The organism is Tardiphaga sp. OK245 (assembly GCF_900108575.1).
Lineage (GTDB): Bacteria > Pseudomonadota > Alphaproteobacteria > Rhizobiales > Xanthobacteraceae > Tardiphaga > Tardiphaga robiniae.
The window spans coordinates 1,090,430-1,108,709 of the sequence record NZ_FNWZ01000003.1; the positions used below are offsets into that span (position 1 = coordinate 1,090,430).

General features: G+C 61.8%; 16 protein-coding genes. 7 read left to right on the forward strand and 9 right to left on the reverse strand.

Annotation, left to right across the window (positions count from 1 at the left end; genetic code table 11):
• Positions 1-124: 124 nt before the first annotated feature.
• The 4 genes from BLW80_RS17765 to BLW80_RS17780 are packed head-to-tail and all read left to right on the forward strand — an operon-like array spanning position 125 to position 6,118.
• Positions 125-982: an FAD binding domain-containing protein gene (locus BLW80_RS17765; protein WP_093758934.1), complete on the forward strand. Its 858-nt coding sequence runs from the start codon at positions 125-127 to the stop codon at positions 980-982.
• Positions 979-3,333: a xanthine dehydrogenase family protein molybdopterin-binding subunit gene (locus tag BLW80_RS17770; RefSeq protein ID WP_093758935.1), complete on the forward strand. Its 2,355-nt coding sequence runs from the start codon at positions 979-981 to the stop codon at positions 3,331-3,333. Before BLW80_RS17765 ends, BLW80_RS17770 begins: the two co-directional genes overlap by 4 nt.
• The gene (locus tag BLW80_RS17775) at positions 3,330-3,809 is read left to right on the forward strand and encodes a (2Fe-2S)-binding protein (protein WP_093758936.1); all 480 of its coding nucleotides are present in this window, start codon (positions 3,330-3,332) and stop codon (positions 3,807-3,809) included. The genes BLW80_RS17770 and BLW80_RS17775 overlap by 4 nt, the downstream gene beginning before the upstream one ends.
• Entirely contained in the window at positions 3,806-6,118 is a 2,313-nt protein-coding gene (locus BLW80_RS17780; RefSeq protein ID WP_093758937.1) for a xanthine dehydrogenase family protein molybdopterin-binding subunit, read from the forward strand. The genes BLW80_RS17775 and BLW80_RS17780 overlap by 4 nt, the downstream gene beginning before the upstream one ends.
• A 148-nt stretch (positions 6,119-6,266) precedes the next feature.
• On the opposite strand, the gene BLW80_RS17785 is transcribed toward BLW80_RS17780, so the two are convergent.
• From BLW80_RS17785 to BLW80_RS17820, 8 genes are all read right to left on the reverse strand, one after another.
• Positions 6,267-6,728 carry a MarR family winged helix-turn-helix transcriptional regulator gene (locus BLW80_RS17785; protein WP_092151504.1) on the reverse strand — a complete coding sequence of 154 codons (462 nt, stop codon included), beginning with the start codon at positions 6,726-6,728 and terminating at the stop codon, positions 6,267-6,269.
• Between the two features lie 69 nt (positions 6,729-6,797).
• Complete coding sequence (locus tag BLW80_RS17790; RefSeq protein WP_093758938.1) at positions 6,798-7,526, reverse strand: ABC transporter ATP-binding protein; 729 nt, start codon at positions 7,524-7,526, stop codon at positions 6,798-6,800.
• Positions 7,526-8,293: an ABC transporter ATP-binding protein gene (locus tag BLW80_RS17795; RefSeq protein WP_093758939.1), complete on the reverse strand. Its 768-nt coding sequence runs from the start codon at positions 8,291-8,293 to the stop codon at positions 7,526-7,528. Before BLW80_RS17795 ends, BLW80_RS17790 begins: the two co-directional genes overlap by 1 nt.
• Positions 8,290-10,188 (reverse strand): ABC transporter permease, encoded by a 1,899-nt coding sequence (locus BLW80_RS17800; protein WP_093758940.1) that lies wholly within the window; start codon positions 10,186-10,188, stop codon positions 8,290-8,292. The genes BLW80_RS17795 and BLW80_RS17800 overlap by 4 nt, the downstream gene beginning before the upstream one ends.
• 70 nt (positions 10,189-10,258) lie before the next feature.
• Positions 10,259-11,479 carry an ABC transporter substrate-binding protein gene (locus BLW80_RS17805; protein WP_089267318.1) on the reverse strand — a complete coding sequence of 407 codons (1,221 nt, stop codon included), beginning with the start codon at positions 11,477-11,479 and terminating at the stop codon, positions 10,259-10,261.
• A gap of 305 nt (positions 11,480-11,784) precedes the next feature.
• Positions 11,785-12,594, reverse strand: coding sequence for an SDR family NAD(P)-dependent oxidoreductase (locus tag BLW80_RS17810; protein ID WP_089267123.1), 810 nt, complete (start codon positions 12,592-12,594; stop codon positions 11,785-11,787).
• Between the two features lie 53 nt (positions 12,595-12,647).
• Positions 12,648-13,436, reverse strand: a complete 789-nt coding sequence (locus BLW80_RS17815) for an enoyl-CoA hydratase-related protein (RefSeq protein WP_093758941.1) — start codon at positions 13,434-13,436, stop codon at positions 12,648-12,650.
• A 3-nt stretch (positions 13,437-13,439) separates the two neighbouring features.
• Positions 13,440-14,300, reverse strand: coding sequence for an alpha/beta fold hydrolase (locus BLW80_RS17820; RefSeq protein ID WP_093758942.1), 861 nt, complete (start codon positions 14,298-14,300; stop codon positions 13,440-13,442).
• Positions 14,301-14,486: 186 nt separating this feature from the next.
• Between BLW80_RS17820 and BLW80_RS17825 the strand changes: the two genes are divergently transcribed.
• From BLW80_RS17825 to BLW80_RS17835, 3 genes are all read left to right on the forward strand, one after another.
• Positions 14,487-15,467, forward strand: a complete 981-nt coding sequence (locus BLW80_RS17825; protein ID WP_093758943.1) for an ABC transporter substrate-binding protein — start codon at positions 14,487-14,489, stop codon at positions 15,465-15,467.
• Positions 15,468-15,528: 61 nt separating this feature from the next.
• Positions 15,529-16,272, forward strand: a complete 744-nt coding sequence (locus tag BLW80_RS17830; RefSeq protein ID WP_170849695.1) for an ABC transporter permease — start codon at positions 15,529-15,531, stop codon at positions 16,270-16,272.
• Positions 16,269-17,051, forward strand: coding sequence for an ABC transporter ATP-binding protein (locus tag BLW80_RS17835; RefSeq protein WP_093758945.1), 783 nt, complete (start codon positions 16,269-16,271; stop codon positions 17,049-17,051). Before BLW80_RS17830 ends, BLW80_RS17835 begins: the two co-directional genes overlap by 4 nt.
• Positions 17,052-17,162: 111 nt before the next feature.
• Here BLW80_RS17835 and BLW80_RS17840 read toward each other — a convergent pair whose 3' ends face one another.
• Positions 17,163-18,011 (reverse strand): cyclase family protein, encoded by an 849-nt coding sequence (locus tag BLW80_RS17840; RefSeq protein ID WP_170849696.1) that lies wholly within the window; start codon positions 18,009-18,011, stop codon positions 17,163-17,165.
• Between the last annotated feature and the right edge of the window lie 269 nt (positions 18,012-18,280).

Here is an 18,280-nt window from a genome sequence, read left to right on the forward strand (position 1 = left end):
TCCCCGTGTGATCAAAACGCAGGCGGCGAACGCCCCGTTTTGCGTCAGCGACACTGATTGACTTCCAAAAGACGATTGTTAGCATACAAGTGAATTTTGGCCCTCCTGCCCGGGGTTTTTCCATATGAAGCCGGCGCCGTTCACGCGACACGTCCCACGCACCGTGGATGAAGTTGTGAGTGCATTGGCCGAGTTTGCGCCGCTCGATGGCCGCATTCTGGCGGGCGGCCAGAGCCTGGTGCCGATCATGGCGTTCCGCATGGCGCGGCCAGCACACTTGATCGATATCAATGAGGTCGAAGGGCTCGACCGCCTCGCTGTCGACGGCAACTATCTCTCGATTGGCGCGCGGGTGCGCCACGGCGCGTTCCACAAGCCTGTCATCGACGGTCCGCTTGGTAAGCTCCTCGCTTTCGTCGTCAGCCACATCGCGCATTATCCGATCCGGATGCGCGGCACATTTTGCGGCAGCCTCGCCCATGCCGATCCTGCATCGGAGTGGTGCCTCGTCGCGGCAACGCTGGACGCCAATCTAGTGGTGAAAAGTGTGCGCGGCGAACGCATCGTGCCCGTCACCGATTTCCTCGAAGGCATCATGTCGACATCGCTGGCCGAGGATGAGTTCCTCGCCGAAGCGCGGTTGCCGCTGCTACCCGACGATACCAAATTCGGCTTCTACGAATTCAGCCGCCGTGCGGGCGATTTTGCGATGTCTGCCGCACTCGTTACCTATCGCCTTGTTGATGGCGTGATCGCCGATGCGCATGTCGGCATCGGCGGTGCCGAGGATCGCGCGCGACGCATTCTCGAAGCCGAAGATGTCTTGAACGGTAACGCGCCCTCGCCGGACCTGTTCGTCGCCGCCGGTGAAGCCGCGGCCAATGCAATCGAGCCGCTGGAGGATATCCAGACCACTGCGGAATATCGCTGCGATCTGGTCCGCGCCGTGACGCGCCGCGCGCTGGAGCGGTCGACGCAATGACGATCCACACCAAGGGCACCGGCACGACCTGGGTTGGGCGCTCGATCCGCCGGCTCGAGGATCCCGCCCTCGTCACCGGCCGCGGCCGCTTCACGGCGGATATGCCGGCCACGCACTGGGTGCGCTTCGTCCGCAGCAGCGTGGCTGCCGGAACGATCGAGAATATTACGGCACCGGAGGGCGCAGGCATCGTCACGGCCAAGGACCTCGCGAAGCTGAAGCCGATCCGGCCGATGCTGAGCAAGTTCAATTATGTCGCGGTCGGTCAGCCGATCCTTGCCGATGGCGTGGTGCGGTTCACAGGTGAGTCCATCGCGGCCGTCTACGCGCCGAGCAAGGATCAGGCGGAGGACATCGCCGATCAAGTCGAGGTCGCAATATCCGAAGGCGCACCGCTGATCGATGCGATGGATGCGCTTGCCGAAGATGCTCCGCTGGTTCACGCCGACACCAAGCACAACGTCATCGTCGAAGGTCGCATCGCGACACCCGGCTTCGAGGATGTTTGGAAGACCGCACACAAGGTGCTGCACGTTGAAGCGCGCTCGCACCGTCAGAATGCGACGCCGATGGAGGCCCGCGCAGGTCATGCCTCCTATGACGGATCGACCGGGCGGGTGACGCTGACCTGCACCACCCAGATGCCGCATCTGACGCGCACGGCGGTTTGCGACATCCTCGGCATTCCGGAATCCGACCTGCGCGTGGTGGCCCCCGATGTCGGCGGCGGCTTCGGACAGAAGATGTCGCTGGCGCCGGAATATGTGCTGCTGGTCTGGCTGGCGCGCAAATTGCGCAGCTCCGTGGCCTGGACCGAGGATCGCCGCGAGAACCTGATTGCGAGCTTCCACAGCCGCGACCAGCATGTGCAGCTCGAAGGCGCGTTCGACAAGAGCGGCAAGCTGCTCGCTTTGCGTGGCGATATCGTCGCCAATATCGGCGCCTATTCCTGCTTTCCCACGACCTGCGGCGTCGAACCCTTGATGGCGCTGGCCGAACTCCCCGGCCCCTATGACGTCCGCGCCTATGATTGTCGCTCGCGCGGCGTGATGACCAATACCTGTCCGATGGCGCCCTATCGCGGCGTCTCGCGGCCGGTCATCACCTTCGTGCTCGAACGCTTGATGGACAAGGCTGCCGCAGCCTTCGGCATAGAGCCGACCGAACTGCGTCGCCGAAACCTCATCGACAAATTTCCCTATACATCAGCGACCGGTCTCGTCTTCGACGACGGCAGCTACAAGGAAACCATGGAGATGGCCATCAAGGCCATCGACCTCGACGCATTCCGCAAGCGCCAGAAGATCGCGCGCGATGCCGGCCGCTATCTCGGGATCGGCTTTGCCACCTTCTCCGAGCGCACCGGCTACGGCAGCCCGGCTTTCGCGGCACGTGGCATGGAGATCACGCCGGGCTTCGAGACGGTGTATCTCACCATCGATCCCTCGGGCTTCGTCGAAGCACGGATCGGCTCGTCGCCGCATGGCCAGGGACTGCGCACATCACTGGCGCAGATCATCGCCGACGAGATCGGCATCGATCCGGAGTTCATCAAGGTGGTTCACGGCGACACCGATCGCTCGCCCTATGGTTGGGGCACATTTGCCAGCCGTTCGTTGGTGCTGTCGGGCGGCGCCAGCCTGCTGGCCGCGCAAAAGATCCGCGCCAAACTGCTGAAGATGGCGAGCCATTTCCTTGAAGCCGCGCCCGAAGACATCACGCTGCAGTCCGGCTCGGCGCATGTCATCGGGACCGATCGCTCCGTCACCATCGCGTCGATGGCGCGTGCGGCCTATCACCAGACCCACATCTTCAAGGGCGAGATCGAACCGGGCCTCACCGAGACCGGCACCTACGATCCGTCGGGCACCTTCTCCAATGCCTGCCATGTCGCGATTGTCGAAGTCGATATCGAGACCGGCCGCGTCGAGATGGAGAAGTTTCTGGTCGCGGAGGATGCCGGGCTGATCATCAATCCGATGATCGCCGACGGCCAGGTGCATGGCGGCGTCGCGCAGGGCATCGGCAACGCGCTGCTGGAAGAGATCATCTATGACGAGACCGGAAACATCCTGACCAGCACGCTGGCGGATTTCCTGCCGCCGACAACGCACGAAATTCCCGAAATCGAGCTGCATCACGTCGAGACCCTGACCGGTAACTCCATCACCAAGGCCAAGGGCCTCGGCGAAGGCGGCGCCATCGGCGCGCCGGCAGCGGTGATCTCGGCGATCAATGATGCGCTTTCGTCGTTCGGAATCTCCATCGATGAAATGCCGGCAACGCCGCAGCGCATTCGTGCGGCCCTGCGCAGCAGCGGAAAATTGCCAAGCAACGGAAAACTTGCATGAGCGACAAGACCGATATCACCCTCATCATCAACGGTCAGTCCCACGCCATTCGCGTGGAGTCGCGCCGGACCCTCGCCGACGCGATCCGCGAGGACTGTGGCCAGACCGGCACGCATATCGGCTGCGAGCACGGCGTCTGCGGCGCGTGCACCGTGCTCGTGAATGGCGAACCGGTGCGCTCCTGCCTGATGTTCGCGCAGCAGGCGGACGGCAAGCAGATCCGCACCGTCGAAGGCCTCGCCGATGGCGACGAGATGCACCCGATGCAGCGCGCCTTCATGGAGAACCACGGGCTGCAATGCGGTTTCTGCACACCCGGCTTCCTGATGCTCGCCGTCGGCGTGCTGGAGCGCGAGCCGGATATTTCCGACCATGATCTGGTCGACGTGCTGTCGTCGAACCTGTGCCGCTGCACCGGCTATCAGAACATCATCAAGGCGGTCCGCGCCGCCGCGGTGGAGATGCGCCAGTCGTGACTGCTGCCGCCAAACCGGGACTGGTTGGCCAATCCGTCACTCGCAAGGAAGACGGCCCGCTGCTGCGCGGCCAGGGCAAGTTTGCCGCCGATATCAACTTCCCGAACCAACTCTATATGCGTGTGGTGCGCTCGAACTACGCGCACGGCAATATCGTCTCGGTCGATCTCGCGCCGGCTCTGGCGATTCCGGGCGTGGTCGCCGCCTGGAGCTTTGCCGATGTCTCCGAGATTCCACCGATTGATTTCCGTCTGACGCGGCTGGAGCAACTCGCCGCCTATCGCCAGACCATTCTGGCCAAGGACAAGGTGCGCTATGTCGGCGATCCCGTCGCCGTCGTGTTCGCCGAAGACCCCTATCTTGCCGAAGATGCCGCCGAGCATGTCGAGGTCGAGATAGAAGAACTGCCGGTGATCCTGCAGGCCGATGGCGAGATCGGTGAGTTCCGCGACGGACTACCGACCGAGACCGCGCTGATCGAGAAAGGTTATGGCGACGTCGATGGAGCGTTCGCCAATGCGCATGCCGTAGTCAGCCTTTCGCTCTCTATCGGCCGTCATTCCGGCGTTCCCCTGGAGACGCGCGGCGCCATCGGCCGCTATATCGCCGAGACCGACATGCTGGAAATGTACGGCGCGGCAAAGGTCCCGCACTGGAATCGCGACCAGCTTGCGAAAATGTTTGGCCGCACTGCCGAAAACACCAACCTGTTCGAAGGCCATGTCGGCGGCGGCTTCGGCATTCGTGGCGAGATGTATCCAGAGGACGTGCTGGTGTGTCTGGCCGCGCTGCGCCTCGGCCGCCCCGTGAAATGGATCGAGGATCGCCGCGAGCATCTGATCGCGGCCAATCACTCGCGGCAGCAGACCCATCACATCCGCGCGGCGATCGATCGCGACGGCAATATTCTGGCCATCGACAACGAGTTCTTCCACGATCAGGGCGGCTATATGCGCACGCATGCCGCCACCGTGCCCGACCTCGCCGCTGCGATGCTGCCCGGCCCCTATCGCATTCCCGCCTATCGCGTCCTCGGCCATATCCGCCTGACCAACAAGACGCCTGGCGGCACCTATCGCGCGCCCGGCCGCTATGAGAGCACCTTCGTGCGCGAACGCTTGCTGGATGCGGTCGCGGCCAAAGTGGGGATCAGCGGCGTCGAGGTCCGCCGCCGTAACCTCATCGCGACCAGCGAGATGCCGGTCACGCGCGCATTGGAAACGCTCGGCACCGACATCGTGCTGGATTCAGGCGACTATCCGAAGTTGCTGGACAAGGCGCTGGATGGCATCGGCTGGGACGACCTGCAGACGCAGATTACATCGCGGCGCAAGGCAGGCGAACTGGTCGGCTCCGGTGTCGCCATGTTCGTCGAGAAAAGCGGTCTTGGCCCATTCGACGATGTGCGGATCAATGTCGGGACCGACGGGCTCGTGGAAGTCGTCACCGGCGCCGCTTCGGTCGGCCAGGGCGTCGAAACTGTCATCGCTCAGATTTGCGCAGAGAAACTCGGCGCCAGCTATGACAATGTCAGCGTGATCCACGGCCAGACCAACCGTATCGCCAGAGGCCTCGGCGCCTTCGCCTCACGCGTCTCCGTGATGACGGGCGAAGCGACGCGGCAAGCCGCGCTGAAGCTGCGCGACAAGGCTCTCGCGGCCGCAGCTGAATTGATGCAGTTGACGGCCGATCAACTCGATATCGTCGATGGCGAGATTGTCCGCCTTGATGGCGGTACTGGCCCATCGATGACGCTCGCCGAGATCGCAAAGGCGCTGGAACCGGGAGGCAATCTGGTTGGTGATAGCGAACCGGGCCTGTTCGCCGAAGCATCGTTCGAATCCAAGCATATGACCTACCCATACGGCGTCCATATCGCCGTCGTCTCGCTGGCGCGCGATACAGGCGGCATCAGCGTCGAGCGGTATCTTGTCGCCTATGACATCGGCAAAGCGATCAACCCGATGCTGGTCGATGGCCAAATCGTTGGTGGCGTTGCCCAAGGCATCGGTGGTGCGCTTTATGAAGAGTTCACCTATGACGACCGCGGCGAACCGCTGGCGGTAACCTTCGCCGACTATTTGATGCCGACGGCCCGCGAAGTACCTGATGTCGAAGTGATCATTTCCGAGGATGCGCCGAGCCCGCTCAACCCGATGGGGCTCAAGGGCGCCGGCGAAGGCGGCACCAATGCCGTCGGCGCAGCGATTGCAGCGGCGATCGACGACGCGCTCGGCCAACCCGGGGCTATCACGCAGCTGCCGGTCTCGCCGCAGCGGATCAAGGCGCTGCTGAGGGAACGTCGTTAGTCATGGCCGTCGTCCCCGCGCAGGCGGGGACCCATAACCACCGTCAACGCAAAAGAAACGCCGGAACCGCTCCCATCTCGCTTCTACTATATCTCCAGCATGTATGGGTCCTCGCCTGCGCGGGGACGACGGCTGAGAGGTTCGCGCGCTACGTGATCTTCTTCAGCAACCGCGTCAGCGTGCGCTGCTCTTCGGCCGTCAACGGTCGCAGCGTCTTGGCGCTGACCTCCGCTGCGACGCGGATTGCCGCATCGACCACACGGGCGCCCTTCTCGGTCAGCGATACCGCACGGCGACGGCGATCCGTGGGATCGCTGCCGGTGGTGATGAAGCCGCGCAGACCCAGCCGATCGACAACCCCCTTGATGGTCGCGGCATCGAGATAGACCAGCCGCCCCAGATGGTTCTGTGAACTCGGGCCGACCTCATGCAGCTTCGCCAGCACGGCGAATTGCGTCTGGGTCAGATCCTCGATCATGTTGGACATGAAGATGGAGGTGTGGCGCTGCATCGCCACGCGCATCAGGAAGCCGACCTGGGAGTCGAGGACATAGTCCGGCGGCGTCTCCGCGGTCGGAAGGGCCTTCAGCTTGGTCGGTTTCTGCGCCATGTCGTCCCCGATGATCTCTTGCTAGTTATGAACGATCTTCGGTTGCCGCGACAGTTGAAGTTTTGGTCGTTACACCGTCAAATAAGCGCGTTGAATGTCAATATTCTCCGCAAGCTCGGCCATCGTGCCATTCCATTGGATCTGGCCCTTTTCGAGGACATAGGCCCTGTCCGAGACCAGTTCGGCGAAATGCACGTTCTGCTCCGAGAGCAGAATCGACACCCCGGCCTTCTTGAGCTCGAGAATGGTATTGGCCATCAACTCGACGATCAGGGGGGCGACGCCCTCGGACGGCTCGTCCAGCAGGATCAGCAGCGGGTTGCCCATCAGCGTCCGCGCCACTGTGAGCATCTGCTGCTCGCCGCCGCTCATCCGGCCACCCGGCCGGTTCGGCATTTCGCCCAAGTTCGGGAACAGTGCCAGCAACTTCTCTTCGGTCCAGACCGGCGCCGGCACGCCGTCACTGAACTTGCGTGGCGGCTGGCGGCCGATATCGAGATTTTCCAGCACCGTCAGATCGGAGAAGATACGACGGTCTTCCGGCGTGAAACCGAGGCCGAGCCGCGCGATCTCGTAAGGCTGCCGGCCGGAGATATCGTGGCCATCGAACCGGATCTTGCCGGTAGACTGCGCCATCAGGCCCATGATGGCTTTCATGGTCGTGGTCTTGCCGGCACCGTTGCGGCCCATCAGTGCGACGACTTCGCCGCGCCCGACATTCAGGCAGAGGTCATAGAGGATCTGCGCGGCTCCGTAAGACGCACCGAGATTTTCGACCGAGAGCATCGGGGCGCTCATCAATGTGCCTCCGATTTCTGGAAGGTCTTGCCGGTGCCGAAATACACTTCCCTCACCTGCGGATTGTCGCGGATCGACTTCGCATCGCCGTCGGCGATCAGCCGGCCCCGCGCCAACACGATGATGCGATCAGCGAAGGCAAAAACCACATCCATCGAATGTTCGGTGAACAGCACGGAGATGCCCTTCTCGATCACCAGGCGTTTCACCAGCGCGATCAGATCGTTACGCTCCTTGGGCGCCATGCCGGCGGTCGGCTCGTCCATCAGCAGCAGCCGTGGATCGTTGGCGAGCGCAATCGCCAGTTCGACGCGCTTGACGTCGCCATAAGCCAGCTCGCGGCTCGGCCGATCAGCGGCATCCTGCATGCCGACCTGGGCCAGCAGCTCCAGCGCACGCTCGCGATGCAGAGAGGATGCCGGCTTCCACAGTCGGTAGACCTGATTGGCGTGGGAGATCAGCGCCATCTGCACATTCTCGATGACCGTCATCGAGTTGAAGGTGGCGGCGACCTGAAAGGTACGACCGATACCAAGGCGCCAGATATCGCGTGGCTTCTTGCCGTTGAGCTTCGCCCCCTCGAACCAGATCTCGCCGGAATCCGGCGGCAGCTGGCCGTTGATCATGTTGAAGCAGGTCGACTTGCCGGCGCCATTCGGGCCGATCAGCGCAAGAAACTCGCCGCGCTTGATGTCGAACGACACTTCGTTGACGGCACGGACGCCGCCGAAGGATTTCGAGAGCGAACGAATGGCGAGGTCGCTCATGAAGCGGCCTTCGATGTTGTCTTTCGTCGCGAGATCAGCTTGACGAAGCCGCCGACGATGCCACTCGGGAACGCCAGCACCAGCAGCAGGATGATGCCGCCAAGCAATGCACGCCAGTATTCCGTCGAACGCATCATGAAGTCCTGCAGCACCGCATAGACCGAGGCACCGACGATTGGGCCGGTCAGCGTCTGAATGCCGCCCAGCAGCACCATCACCAGGCCGTCGATCGACCGGCTCACGCCGATGGTCTCCGGCGAGATCGACCCCTTGGCGAAAGCGAACAGCCCACCGGCAATGCCGCAAACTGCACCGGCAATGGCGAAAGCGAGCCAGTGTACGCGCTTAACGTCGAGACCGATCGCTTCAGCGCGCAAGGGAGAGTCACGCCCTGCCCGCATCGCGTAACCAAATGGCGCGAACAGGAATTTGCGGAGCAGCAACACCCCGAGCGCAGCCAGTGCGAGTGTCAGGAAATAGAATGCTCCACGGCTGTCGAATGGCGCCGACGGCCACACCCCGAGCACGCCGTTGGAGCCACCGGTCAGCGTCTCCCACTGGAACACGGCCGCCCATACGATCTGGGCAAAGGCGAGCGTAAGCATCGCCAGATAGACACCGGACAGTCGCACCGCGAACCAGCCGAACAGCAGCGCGCCGACCAGCGCCAGCACTGGCGCGGCTGCCAGTGCGAGCCCCATCGGCGCAGCAAACCATTTCACCAGCAGCGCTGCGCCGTAAGCACCGAGGCCGAAATAGGCCGCATGGCCGAAGGAATGCATGCCACCCGGCCCCATGATGAAATGCAGGCTGGTTGCAAACAGCACGGCAATCAACACGTCGATGCCGAGCACGAGCGTATAGGGCGAGTTCTTGGCGATCAGTGGCAGGCACACGAGAACGACAAGAAGGATGAGGCCCGCGATCTTCGTGGCCGGTGTCGCAGGACGCAGCGGCTCTTCGGGCTCAGCCACGCTGCGCACAGCCACCTGCTCCCGACCGAGCAAGCCGTATGGCCGTGCGATCAATACCGCAGCCATCACGAGAAATTCCGCCACCAGCGTCAGTTTGGAGAAGTTCACCGTGAAGCCGCCGAAATTGACCACGCCGAGGCCGATGCACAACGCCTTGACCTCGGCGATGATGACCGCCGCGAGATAGGCGCCGGAGATCGAACCCATGCCACCGACCACGACGACGACGAAGGCGTCGCCGATCACGATCAGGTCGGTCGCCAGCGTTGCCGGCTCGCGCGCAATCTGCAGCGCGCCGCCAAGGCCAGCGAGCAAAGCGCCGAGCGCGAACACGCCCGTGAACAGCATGGCCTGGTTGACGCCAAGCGCGCCGACCATTTCGCGGTCCTGCGTCGCCGCGCGCATCAAGCGACCGAAGCGGGTCTTGGCCAGCGCCAGATGCAGCATCCACAGCACGAACGGGCCGACGAAAATCAGGAAGATATCGTAAGTGGGCAGCCGGCGGCCGAGCACCTCGATGGACCCGGTCAGGCCTGGCGCGCGCGGGCCAAGCAGATCCTCAGGACCCCAGATCCACAGCGTCGCGTCGTTGATAACGAGCACCAGCGCGAAAGTGGCGAGCAATTGAAACAGCTCAGGCGCGCGATAAATCCGCCGCAGCAGAAGGATCTCGATCGCAGCGCCGATCAGGGCCACCAGCAATGCGGTCAGAACAATGCCGCCCCAGAAGCCGACGGCACCGCCGACCTTGGTGGCGATGCTGTAGGCGATATAGGTCCCGATCATATAGAGGGACCCGTGAGCGATATTGACGATCCGGGTGACGCCAAAGATCAGCGACAACCCGGCAGCCACGAAGAACAGGCCGGAGGCGGCAGACAGGCCGTTCAGCGCCTGAAACAGAAACGCGTTGAAACTCATCGGAGGAATCCCCCTCCCCGCGTTGAACGTGCGGGGAGAGTATCAACGGCGATCATCGTCGTGCTTCCTGTTACTCGGTCGCGGGACGGAGCTTCTTCACTTCTGCGTCGCTGGGCAGCACAGATGCACCATCGACATATTTGAAGTCGCTCATGGTGCCTTTGCCGCCTTCAAGCGCGATCTTGCCGACATAGGCCCCCATGGTCGCCTGGTGATCGCTGGCGCGATACATGAACGGACCGAACGGGCTGTCGAGCTTCAGACCTTCAAAGGCCGTAATCAGCTTGTCGGTGTCGGTCGAGCCTGCCTTGGCGATACCGGCAGCCAGAGAAGTCATCGTGACATAACCGACGATCGAACCAAGACGCGGATAGTCGTTGTACTTCTTCTGATAGGCCGTCAGGAACGCCAGGTATTCCGGGGTCTTGATCTTGTCCCAGGGATAGCCGGTAACGATCCAGCCGACCGGCGCTTCTTCCTTCACCGGATCGAGATATTCCGGCTCTCCCGACAGCAGGCTCACGACGGTGCGATCCTTGAACACGCCGCGTGTGGTGCCCTCGCGCACCAGCTTGGAGAAGTCCGCGCCGAACAGCACGTTAAAGATCGCGTCCGGCTTGGCATCGTCGATGGCCTGCACCACGGCGCCGGCATCGACCTTGCCGAGCGGCGGTGCCTGCTCGGTGACGAATTCGATGTCAGGCTGCTTGGCCTTCATCATTTCCTTGAAGGTCGCGACCGCGGCCTGGCCGTATTCGAAGTTCGGATAGACCAGCGCCCAGCGCTTCTTCTTGGCAGCCAGCGCATCCGGCAGCAGCATTGCGACCTGCATATAGGTCGTGGCACGCAGGCGGAACGTATACTTGTTGCCGTTCTGCCAGGTGATCTTGTCGGTCAGCGGCTCTGCGGCGAGAAAGAACACTTTCTTCTTGCCGGCGAATTCGGTCACCGCGAGACCGATATGCGAGAGGAACGTGCCGGCGATAATGTTGACGCCTTCGCGCGTCACCAGCTCATCAGCCACACGCACTGCATCGCCCGGCGTCGAGCCGTCATCGCGCGAAATCACTTCAAGCTTCTTGCCGAGCACGCCGCCCTTGGCATTGATCTGTTCGATCGCAAGCTCCCAGCCCTTCTTGTAGGGATCGAGGAACGCGGTCTGTGTTTTGTAGCTGTTGAGCTCACCGATCTTGATCGTGTCCTGCGCGAGAACCGCGTGGCCGAACGACAATGTCAGTGCGCCGGCCATTGTGCCGGCAATCGCGAGTGAGTGAAGGGAACGAGCCGTCATCATGATCGAACTCCGTTGTGATCGACGTTTGCGATAGAAGTGATTCTCGCCGAAGCCTTCGCAAGAAACGGATCAACCGTTCGCTCTTGCGTCGCTTGCAGCCCCATGTTTGCAACGCGAATTAGTTTGTACGCAAATAGTCCGGCGCACTCTCTTTGTTGTCAAGACTGGTCTTGGTGCAACATGCCTAGCACACCGCTGAAGTTTTGATCATCCAATGTCAGCAGATTGCGTGCGCAACTGCGGCGTAATTTCGCAGAGCCGCGCGGCGGGGTATTCCGCCGCCGCGCGTCCTGTTTTGACGACTACCGATCGCGGAAACGGTCCATCAGCGCCTTGTCCTGACCGCCATCGATTTCGATCATCGTGCCGTTGGCCATCTGCACCAGAGGCGACGCGAGCATGACCACGAGGTTTGCAACTTCCTCGACTTCGGCGATGCGGCCGAGCGGGATCGAGGCCGGCGCCAGCTTGTCGGCTTCCTCGTAGGAGATCTTCATGTCGCGCGACATGGCGTTGACGAGGCCGGCCCAGCGCTCGGTACGAACCGGGCCCGGATTGACGGCGCAGAACGAGATGTTGTGACGGCCGTACTGACCTGCGAGCGACAGGGTCATGTTCTGACCGGCAGCGTTCGCAGCACCCGGTGCGATTTCCCAATAGGATGGCTTGACGCCGTCATTGCCGATCAGATTGACGACGCGGCCGCCACCCTGCTTGACCATGATGGGCAGCGCGTAGCGCAGGCAGCGCACATAGCCCATGAATTTGAGCTGCAGCGCCTGCTCCCAGTCGGCTTCGGTGAGCGTCTCGATCACGCCGCCCGGTGCCGAACCGGCATTGTTGATCATCAGATCGATGCTGCCGAGTTCCTTGGCCGCCTTCTCGACGAAAGCCTTGGCATCCGCATCCTTGGTGAGGTCGGCGGTAATCGCGACCACCGTCACCCCGTAGGCGTTGCGGATTTCTTCAGCTGTTTTCTCCAGCGGCTCCATGCGACGGGCGCAGATGGCGACGTTGACGCCCTCCTTCGCCAGCGTCATGGCAATTGCCTTGCCGATACCTTCGCTGCCGCCGGTGACGAGAGCGCATTTGCCTTTGAGTTGGAGATCCATGTGCGTGTCCTTCTGAGGTTGGGCGGAAATGAAAACGAAAATTCTTAGGTCAATCAGCTTCCTGTAAAGCGCGGAGGTCGTTTCTCGGCAAAGGCCTTGCGGCCTTCGGCGTAGTCGGCGCTGGCGTCGGCCGCGGCATAGAACTGCTCGGCTTCAGCCAGGAGTTCGGCATTACTCGTGCTCAGCGCACGAATGGCAGCCTTGGCCGCCTTGATCGTCAGCGGCGCATTGCCGGCGATCTTCCTTGCAAGCTCGCCAGCCAGCGATTCAATGTCAGCCTTCGGCGCGATAACATGCACCGCGCCCAGCGCATGAGCGCGCATGGCAGGCAGACGATCCGCCGTGAACAAGACTTGCCGCGTCGCACCGGTGCCGAACACGCGGATGAAGCGCGCGATACCGCGCGGATCGTAGCCCAGACCAAGCTTGGCGGCGGGTACTGCGAAGAAGGCATCATCCGCGGCAACGCGCATGTCGCAACTCGCAGCAACGGATGACCCGGCGCCCATGCAGCCGCCATAGATCAGGCCGATGGTCGGCTGCGGGATCGCCTCGATCGCCAGGCAGGTATTCTCGACCAGATCGTCATAGGCGCGGGCATTGCCCTCGCCTGATCGAGCCGTGGCAAAGTCGGAAATGTCTGCGCCCGCGGAAAACATCAGGTCGCCCTCGCCGCGGATGACCACGACACGGATATCCTTGCGGGTGGCGACGTCGCCGGCAAAGGCGGCGATCTTGTTCCACATCGCCGTGGAGATCGCGTTACGTCGTGCCGGATTGGCCAGACACAGCGTCGCGATGCCGTCCGCAATATCAATGACGATATCGCCGGGCGTGCTCATCGCTCAGGCCGCCGGCTTGTGCGACATCCAGCGACCGAACTCGGCCGCCGGGAAGAGCTCGGCCAGCGCCGCATTGAATGCGGCCGGCTCTTCGCTGGTGATGGTATGGCCGGCACGCGGCAATACCAGAAGACCTGCCGTCGGCACCGTGCGCTTGAGGAAGATGCTGGGATCGAGGCACCAATCGTCCTCGTCGCCGACGATGATCAGCAGTGGCGGTGTGAATGTCTCGAGTTGCGGCTTCATCTCCCACAGCATCGGCCGCTTGGCCTGCAGCTCGCGCATGGTCAGCGCATGCCCGACCGGAGAATGATCCGCCAGCATCCGCGCGAACTCGGCGAAACCACGCGGGTCCTTGTTCTTGTGCGTCTGACGCGTTGCACCATCGGCATAGCGCGCTGCAGCGGTCGGGAAATCGACCGTCTCGAACATTTTTGCGGTCTCGCGCGAGGCTGCACGGCCCTGCTCCACAAAGGCAGGATCGGGACTGGAGCCGTAACCGCAGCTTGCAGCGGTCACCGACAAACAACGATCCGGATAGTGAATACCGACATGCAGCGCCGTCGACGCACCCATGGAATGACCGACGATATGCGCCTTGTCGATCTTCAGTGCATCCATCAGTGCGATGACGTCATCGCGTGCAATATCCTGGCCGTAACGCGCTGGATCGGTCGGTACATCCGATGGCGGATAACCGCGCTGGCTGTAGGTGACGCAACGATAGGAGCGCGAGAAGTAACGAAGCTGCGGCTCCCAGGTGCGGTAATCTCCCGCATACTCATGAACGAAAACCACAGGACTCCCGGTGCCGACTTCCTCATAATAGAGTTGCGTCCCGTCGGGCGTCGTCACGTGCGGCATCGTCGCCTCCTGCAGTCAGAGCAGATTTCATTTGCACACAAACGAAATGCTAGTAGCGTTATTTCATGACTGCAAGAGGATTTAGTGGATTCAATTTTGGCATATCATTTGCAAACAAACAAATATCGCACCGCCGCATAAACCGATCGAAAAGCCACGCGCCACAACGTTTCTTGAGGAGATGTCATGACCGGACTTTCGCGACGCGCCTTCACAATGGGCACGGCTGCTACGCTGATGAGCAGCGCGCTCGCAACAAATTCGCAGGCGCAGGCGCCGACAAAAATCCGCGTGGGTAGCCTGACACTTCCCGTCTTCGCGCCGATCATCATCAACATCATGAAGGCGCAGAAGTTCGATACCAAGAACGGTTTCGAGGCCGAAGTTCAGGTCTATCCTTCCTTCTCCTCTTATTATGCGGGCCTCGCCACCGGCGAAATCGACACGCTGATCGGCGGGCCCACCTACTTCCAGAAGCTGCGCCTCGAAGGCGTGCCGCTGCAAATCGTCGCAACAGGTGCCACGCTCGCCGATCTCGTCATCATCACCAAGGACCCGGCCATCAAGTCGCTGGCCGACCTCAAAGGCAAGCAACTCGCCGCCGACATGGGCAGCGGGCAATTCCAGATCCTGTCGATCTACGCGAAATCCAAAAAGATGGACCTCGCCAAGGACATGACATTGGTCAACGCGAACTTTGCTGTAGCGCGTGCGCAGCTTGCCGCCGGCCGCGTCGATGCCGCGATGATCATCGAGCCGATCGCCACCATGATGATGAAGGACGATCCCTCGCTGAAGATCATCTTCAACGCCAATGACGGATGGAAGGAGATTGCGGGCACCACCGGCTGGGAGCTGGTCTATGCCATGCGCGAGGACACCATCAAGAAAGCCCCGGATGCGCCCAAGAAATTCGTCGCGGCGCTGGCGGACGTCACCAAATATCTGCGCAGCGATCCGGATGGTGCCGACAAGATCGCGGTCGAGACCGTGAAGCTGCCGCCCGGCATCTTGAAGGAAGCCGTGCTCGCCAAGCGCTGGGACTTCGACGCCAAGCCAGCCTGGGACGCCACCGAACGCAAGAGCATCTGGGATACGTTCGAGCGCGCCGTCGCCGCCGGCTTCCATCCAAAGCTGCCTGACGAAGCGATCATCTATGCCCCCTGACGAGCCGAGACCTGCCACGCCATTCGAGGAGCCGATCTTCGAAAGGTCACCGCGAAGCCTAATGATCTCCAGCCTGCCGCGCGAGACGATCATATCGATCGTGCTCTTCGCAGCGGTCTGGCAGGTCATGTCCTATCTGGCACCGTCGCTGGGCATCCCCGCTTTCGCGATCCCGGGCCTCGGCCGTATTGCCGAAAGCCTGACCAAGATCACCCCGCTCGACGTCGCAGTGACGCTCGGCCGCGTACTGCTGTCGCTGGTCGTGTCATTCGTCATCGGACTGCTGGTGGCGGTGCTGATGTATCTGTCCGAGAGCGTCGAGAAATATCTGCGGCCGATGGTGCGTATCCTGATGGCCGTACCGGTCGTCTCCTGGATCCTGTTCGCGGTGCTGTGGTTCAAGGGCGTCGAATTTCGCATCGTCTTCGTGCTGGTCGTGGTCTGCGCGCCGGTCTTCACCGTCGACGCCCTCGACAACATGCGCGAGGTGTCGCGCGACCTGAAACAAATGATCCGCTCCTTCCGGCCCACGCCGCTGCAGTTCTTCCACAAGCTGATGCTCCCGGCGATCACGCCAGGGATCATCACGAGCTGGAAGATCACCCTCAGCCTGGCCATTCGCGTCGTCACCATCGCTGAACTCGTCGGCGCAGTGACCGGCATCGGGCATCAGCTCTCGGTCGCCCAGGAATTGTTCTCGGTGGCTGACGTGTTTGCCTGGACGCTCGTGCTGGTCGTGCTGCTGTTCTTCCTTGAAGCGTTGCTCGTCAGGCTCGAAACACATGTATTGCGGTGGCGGGCATGACGGCAGCTTCAGCGCCCATCGAGATCGCGCAGTTGCGCAAGGTATTTCGCCAGACCACCTCCGGCCAGTCGATCACGGCCATCGACCAATTGTCGCTGCGGATCGATCCCGGCGAACTCATCGCCATCGTGGGCAAGACCGGCTGCGGAAAATCAACGCTGTTCGATCTGTTGATCGGCCTCGAACATCCCACCGCCGGCAGCATCAGCATCGGCGGCAAGACACCCTATGATGACTTCAACGCCTTCCGCGGCAAGATCGCGACGATCTTCCAGCAGGACCGGCTGTTTCCGTGGCGCTCCGCACTCGACAACGTCAAGCTCCCGCTCGAACTGATCGGCATCGCTGAAGATGTTCAGCAGGAGCGCGCGCTGACGTGGCTGAAACGGCTAGGGCTGGAGAAATTCGCCAACGCCTATCCGCGCGAACTTTCCGGCGGCATGCGCCAGCGTGTTGCGATTGCCCGCGCTTTCGCCGTGCAGCCGGAAATTCTGCTGGCCGATGAATCGTTCAGCGCGCTGGATGAAGTCACCGCCAACGAGCTGCGCAAGACCTTCGTCGATCTGGCACGGGAGTTCAAATCCACCGCGATCCTGATTACGCATCAGCTCGAGGAAGCGATGGCCGTGGGTGACCGCATCGTGGTGTTCGGAAAATCAGCGACATTGCTCGCCGACATCCGGATGGCGGATTGGGACCGCGCGGACTATCCCCTGCTCCGCGAAGGCATCCAGAATACGTTGCAGGCAAACGCGCCGGATGCGCGGTTGAAACGTTGACCTCTCAGCCGTCATTGTGAGCGCAGCGAAGCAATCCAGTCATTCATTAAGAAAGAACTGGATTGCCGCGTCGCTTCGCTCCTCGCAATGACGTGGATAGGCCTTACGCCCTCACCCCATGATCGCCTTCGCCGCGTTCCCCATGGCTTCCACCGAGGCATCGCCCGTATCCGTGAAGCACAGGATACGACACGGGCATGACTCAAGCCCGTCATAGCGCCACGGGAAGGCGCCGATCAGGCAGCGCTGGTTCAGCATCAGCTCGATGTCGCCGCCGATATTCTCCGCATGCAACAAGCCTTCCTGGAACGCGTAATTGTGGAACGGAAACATGTCGGCAGTCACGTGGCGGCCCGAGAGCTTGTGATTATACTCAAACGTGCCGAAGAATTCCGCCGGCGTCTTGCCGTGCTTCTTGGTGAACTGCGCAGCGATGTCCGGCCGCATGTTGCGGATCGAGGTGTTCATCGAGTGATCGCAGGAACCCGTGTCCATGCCGAACCATTTGATCTTCTTCTCCAGCATCCAGTGCAGCGTGTCGAGATTCGGGCCGGGGTGATAGCAGAAGTATTTCACCAGATCCTGCTGCGCCTGACCTTCATAATATTTGTGCCAGCCGGTGTGCAGGATCAGAATGTCGCCTTCGCGAATATCCGCGCCGGACTTCTCAAGCATCTCCGGCGTGATGACCGCCCAGTCATGCATCTGGCTTGAGATGTCGACCACCACGCCGCGATTGAACAGGTAATCCAGCGGCAGCGAGGCCATGTCGCCCTTGCGCCCGTCGGTGGCGTGCATCGCGCCGTCGAAATGGGTGCCGGCATGCAGCGCCGTCTCGATCCGCTGCGCCACGATCATCTGCGTCTGGAGGTTCTGCGCATAATACATCTTGTTGCCGGCATAGCCGACCCAGCCGGGCGTGTGGATGTTCATGACGTGGGAGAGATCGACGACTTTCATGGTGCTGTCCTTCATCGTTTCGGGGCGCCCACCGGCAGGTGGAAATCGTAAGCATGCAAACAATTCTGCGCAATGCCCGCAGATGCAGGATCAAGGCCAAAAACAGATGGACAAACGCCGGGCTGCCACGACAATCCTCGATTGTGAAAGCGCGGTTCAGCGCTTGCGTTGACATCGATAAACCCGGCGGATACGCCAATTTAATGAACTGCTGCAAAGACAGCGTCAGCGATGCGGCCACTGCCGTTTCGGTGCAGGTGCCACGATCA

What these genes read in the sequence shown, in the direction of transcription:
- BLW80_RS17765 (WP_093758934.1), top strand. Translation starts at nt 125, where the DNA reads ATGAAGCCGGCGCCGTTCACGCGACACGTCCCACGCACCGTGGATGAA.
- BLW80_RS17770 (WP_093758935.1), top strand. Translation starts at nt 979, where the DNA reads ATGACGATCCACACCAAGGGCACCGGCACGACCTGGGTTGGGCGCTCG.
- BLW80_RS17775 (WP_093758936.1), top strand. Translation starts at nt 3,330, where the DNA reads ATGAGCGACAAGACCGATATCACCCTCATCATCAACGGTCAGTCCCAC.
- BLW80_RS17785 (WP_092151504.1), bottom strand. Translation starts at nt 6,728, where the DNA reads ATGGCGCAGAAACCGACCAAGCTGAAGGCCCTTCCGACCGCGGAGACG.
- BLW80_RS17790 (WP_093758938.1), bottom strand. Translation starts at nt 7,526, where the DNA reads ATGAGCGCCCCGATGCTCTCGGTCGAAAATCTCGGTGCGTCTTACGGA.
- BLW80_RS17795 (WP_093758939.1), bottom strand. Translation starts at nt 8,293, where the DNA reads ATGAGCGACCTCGCCATTCGTTCGCTCTCGAAATCCTTCGGCGGCGTC.
- BLW80_RS17800 (WP_093758940.1), bottom strand. Translation starts at nt 10,188, where the DNA reads ATGAGTTTCAACGCGTTTCTGTTTCAGGCGCTGAACGGCCTGTCTGCC.
- BLW80_RS17805 (WP_089267318.1), bottom strand. Translation starts at nt 11,479, where the DNA reads ATGACGGCTCGTTCCCTTCACTCACTCGCGATTGCCGGCACAATGGCC.
- BLW80_RS17810 (WP_089267123.1), bottom strand. Translation starts at nt 12,594, where the DNA reads ATGGATCTCCAACTCAAAGGCAAATGCGCTCTCGTCACCGGCGGCAGC.
- BLW80_RS17815 (WP_093758941.1), bottom strand. Translation starts at nt 13,436, where the DNA reads ATGAGCACGCCCGGCGATATCGTCATTGATATTGCGGACGGCATCGCG.
- BLW80_RS17820 (WP_093758942.1), bottom strand. Translation starts at nt 14,300, where the DNA reads ATGCCGCACGTGACGACGCCCGACGGGACGCAACTCTATTATGAGGAA.
- BLW80_RS17825 (WP_093758943.1), top strand. Translation starts at nt 14,487, where the DNA reads ATGACCGGACTTTCGCGACGCGCCTTCACAATGGGCACGGCTGCTACG.
- BLW80_RS17830 (WP_170849695.1), top strand. Translation starts at nt 15,529, where the DNA reads ATGATCTCCAGCCTGCCGCGCGAGACGATCATATCGATCGTGCTCTTC.
- BLW80_RS17835 (WP_093758945.1), top strand. Translation starts at nt 16,269, where the DNA reads ATGACGGCAGCTTCAGCGCCCATCGAGATCGCGCAGTTGCGCAAGGTA.
- BLW80_RS17840 (WP_170849696.1), bottom strand. Translation starts at nt 18,011, where the DNA reads ATGAAAGTCGTCGATCTCTCCCACGTCATGAACATCCACACGCCCGGC.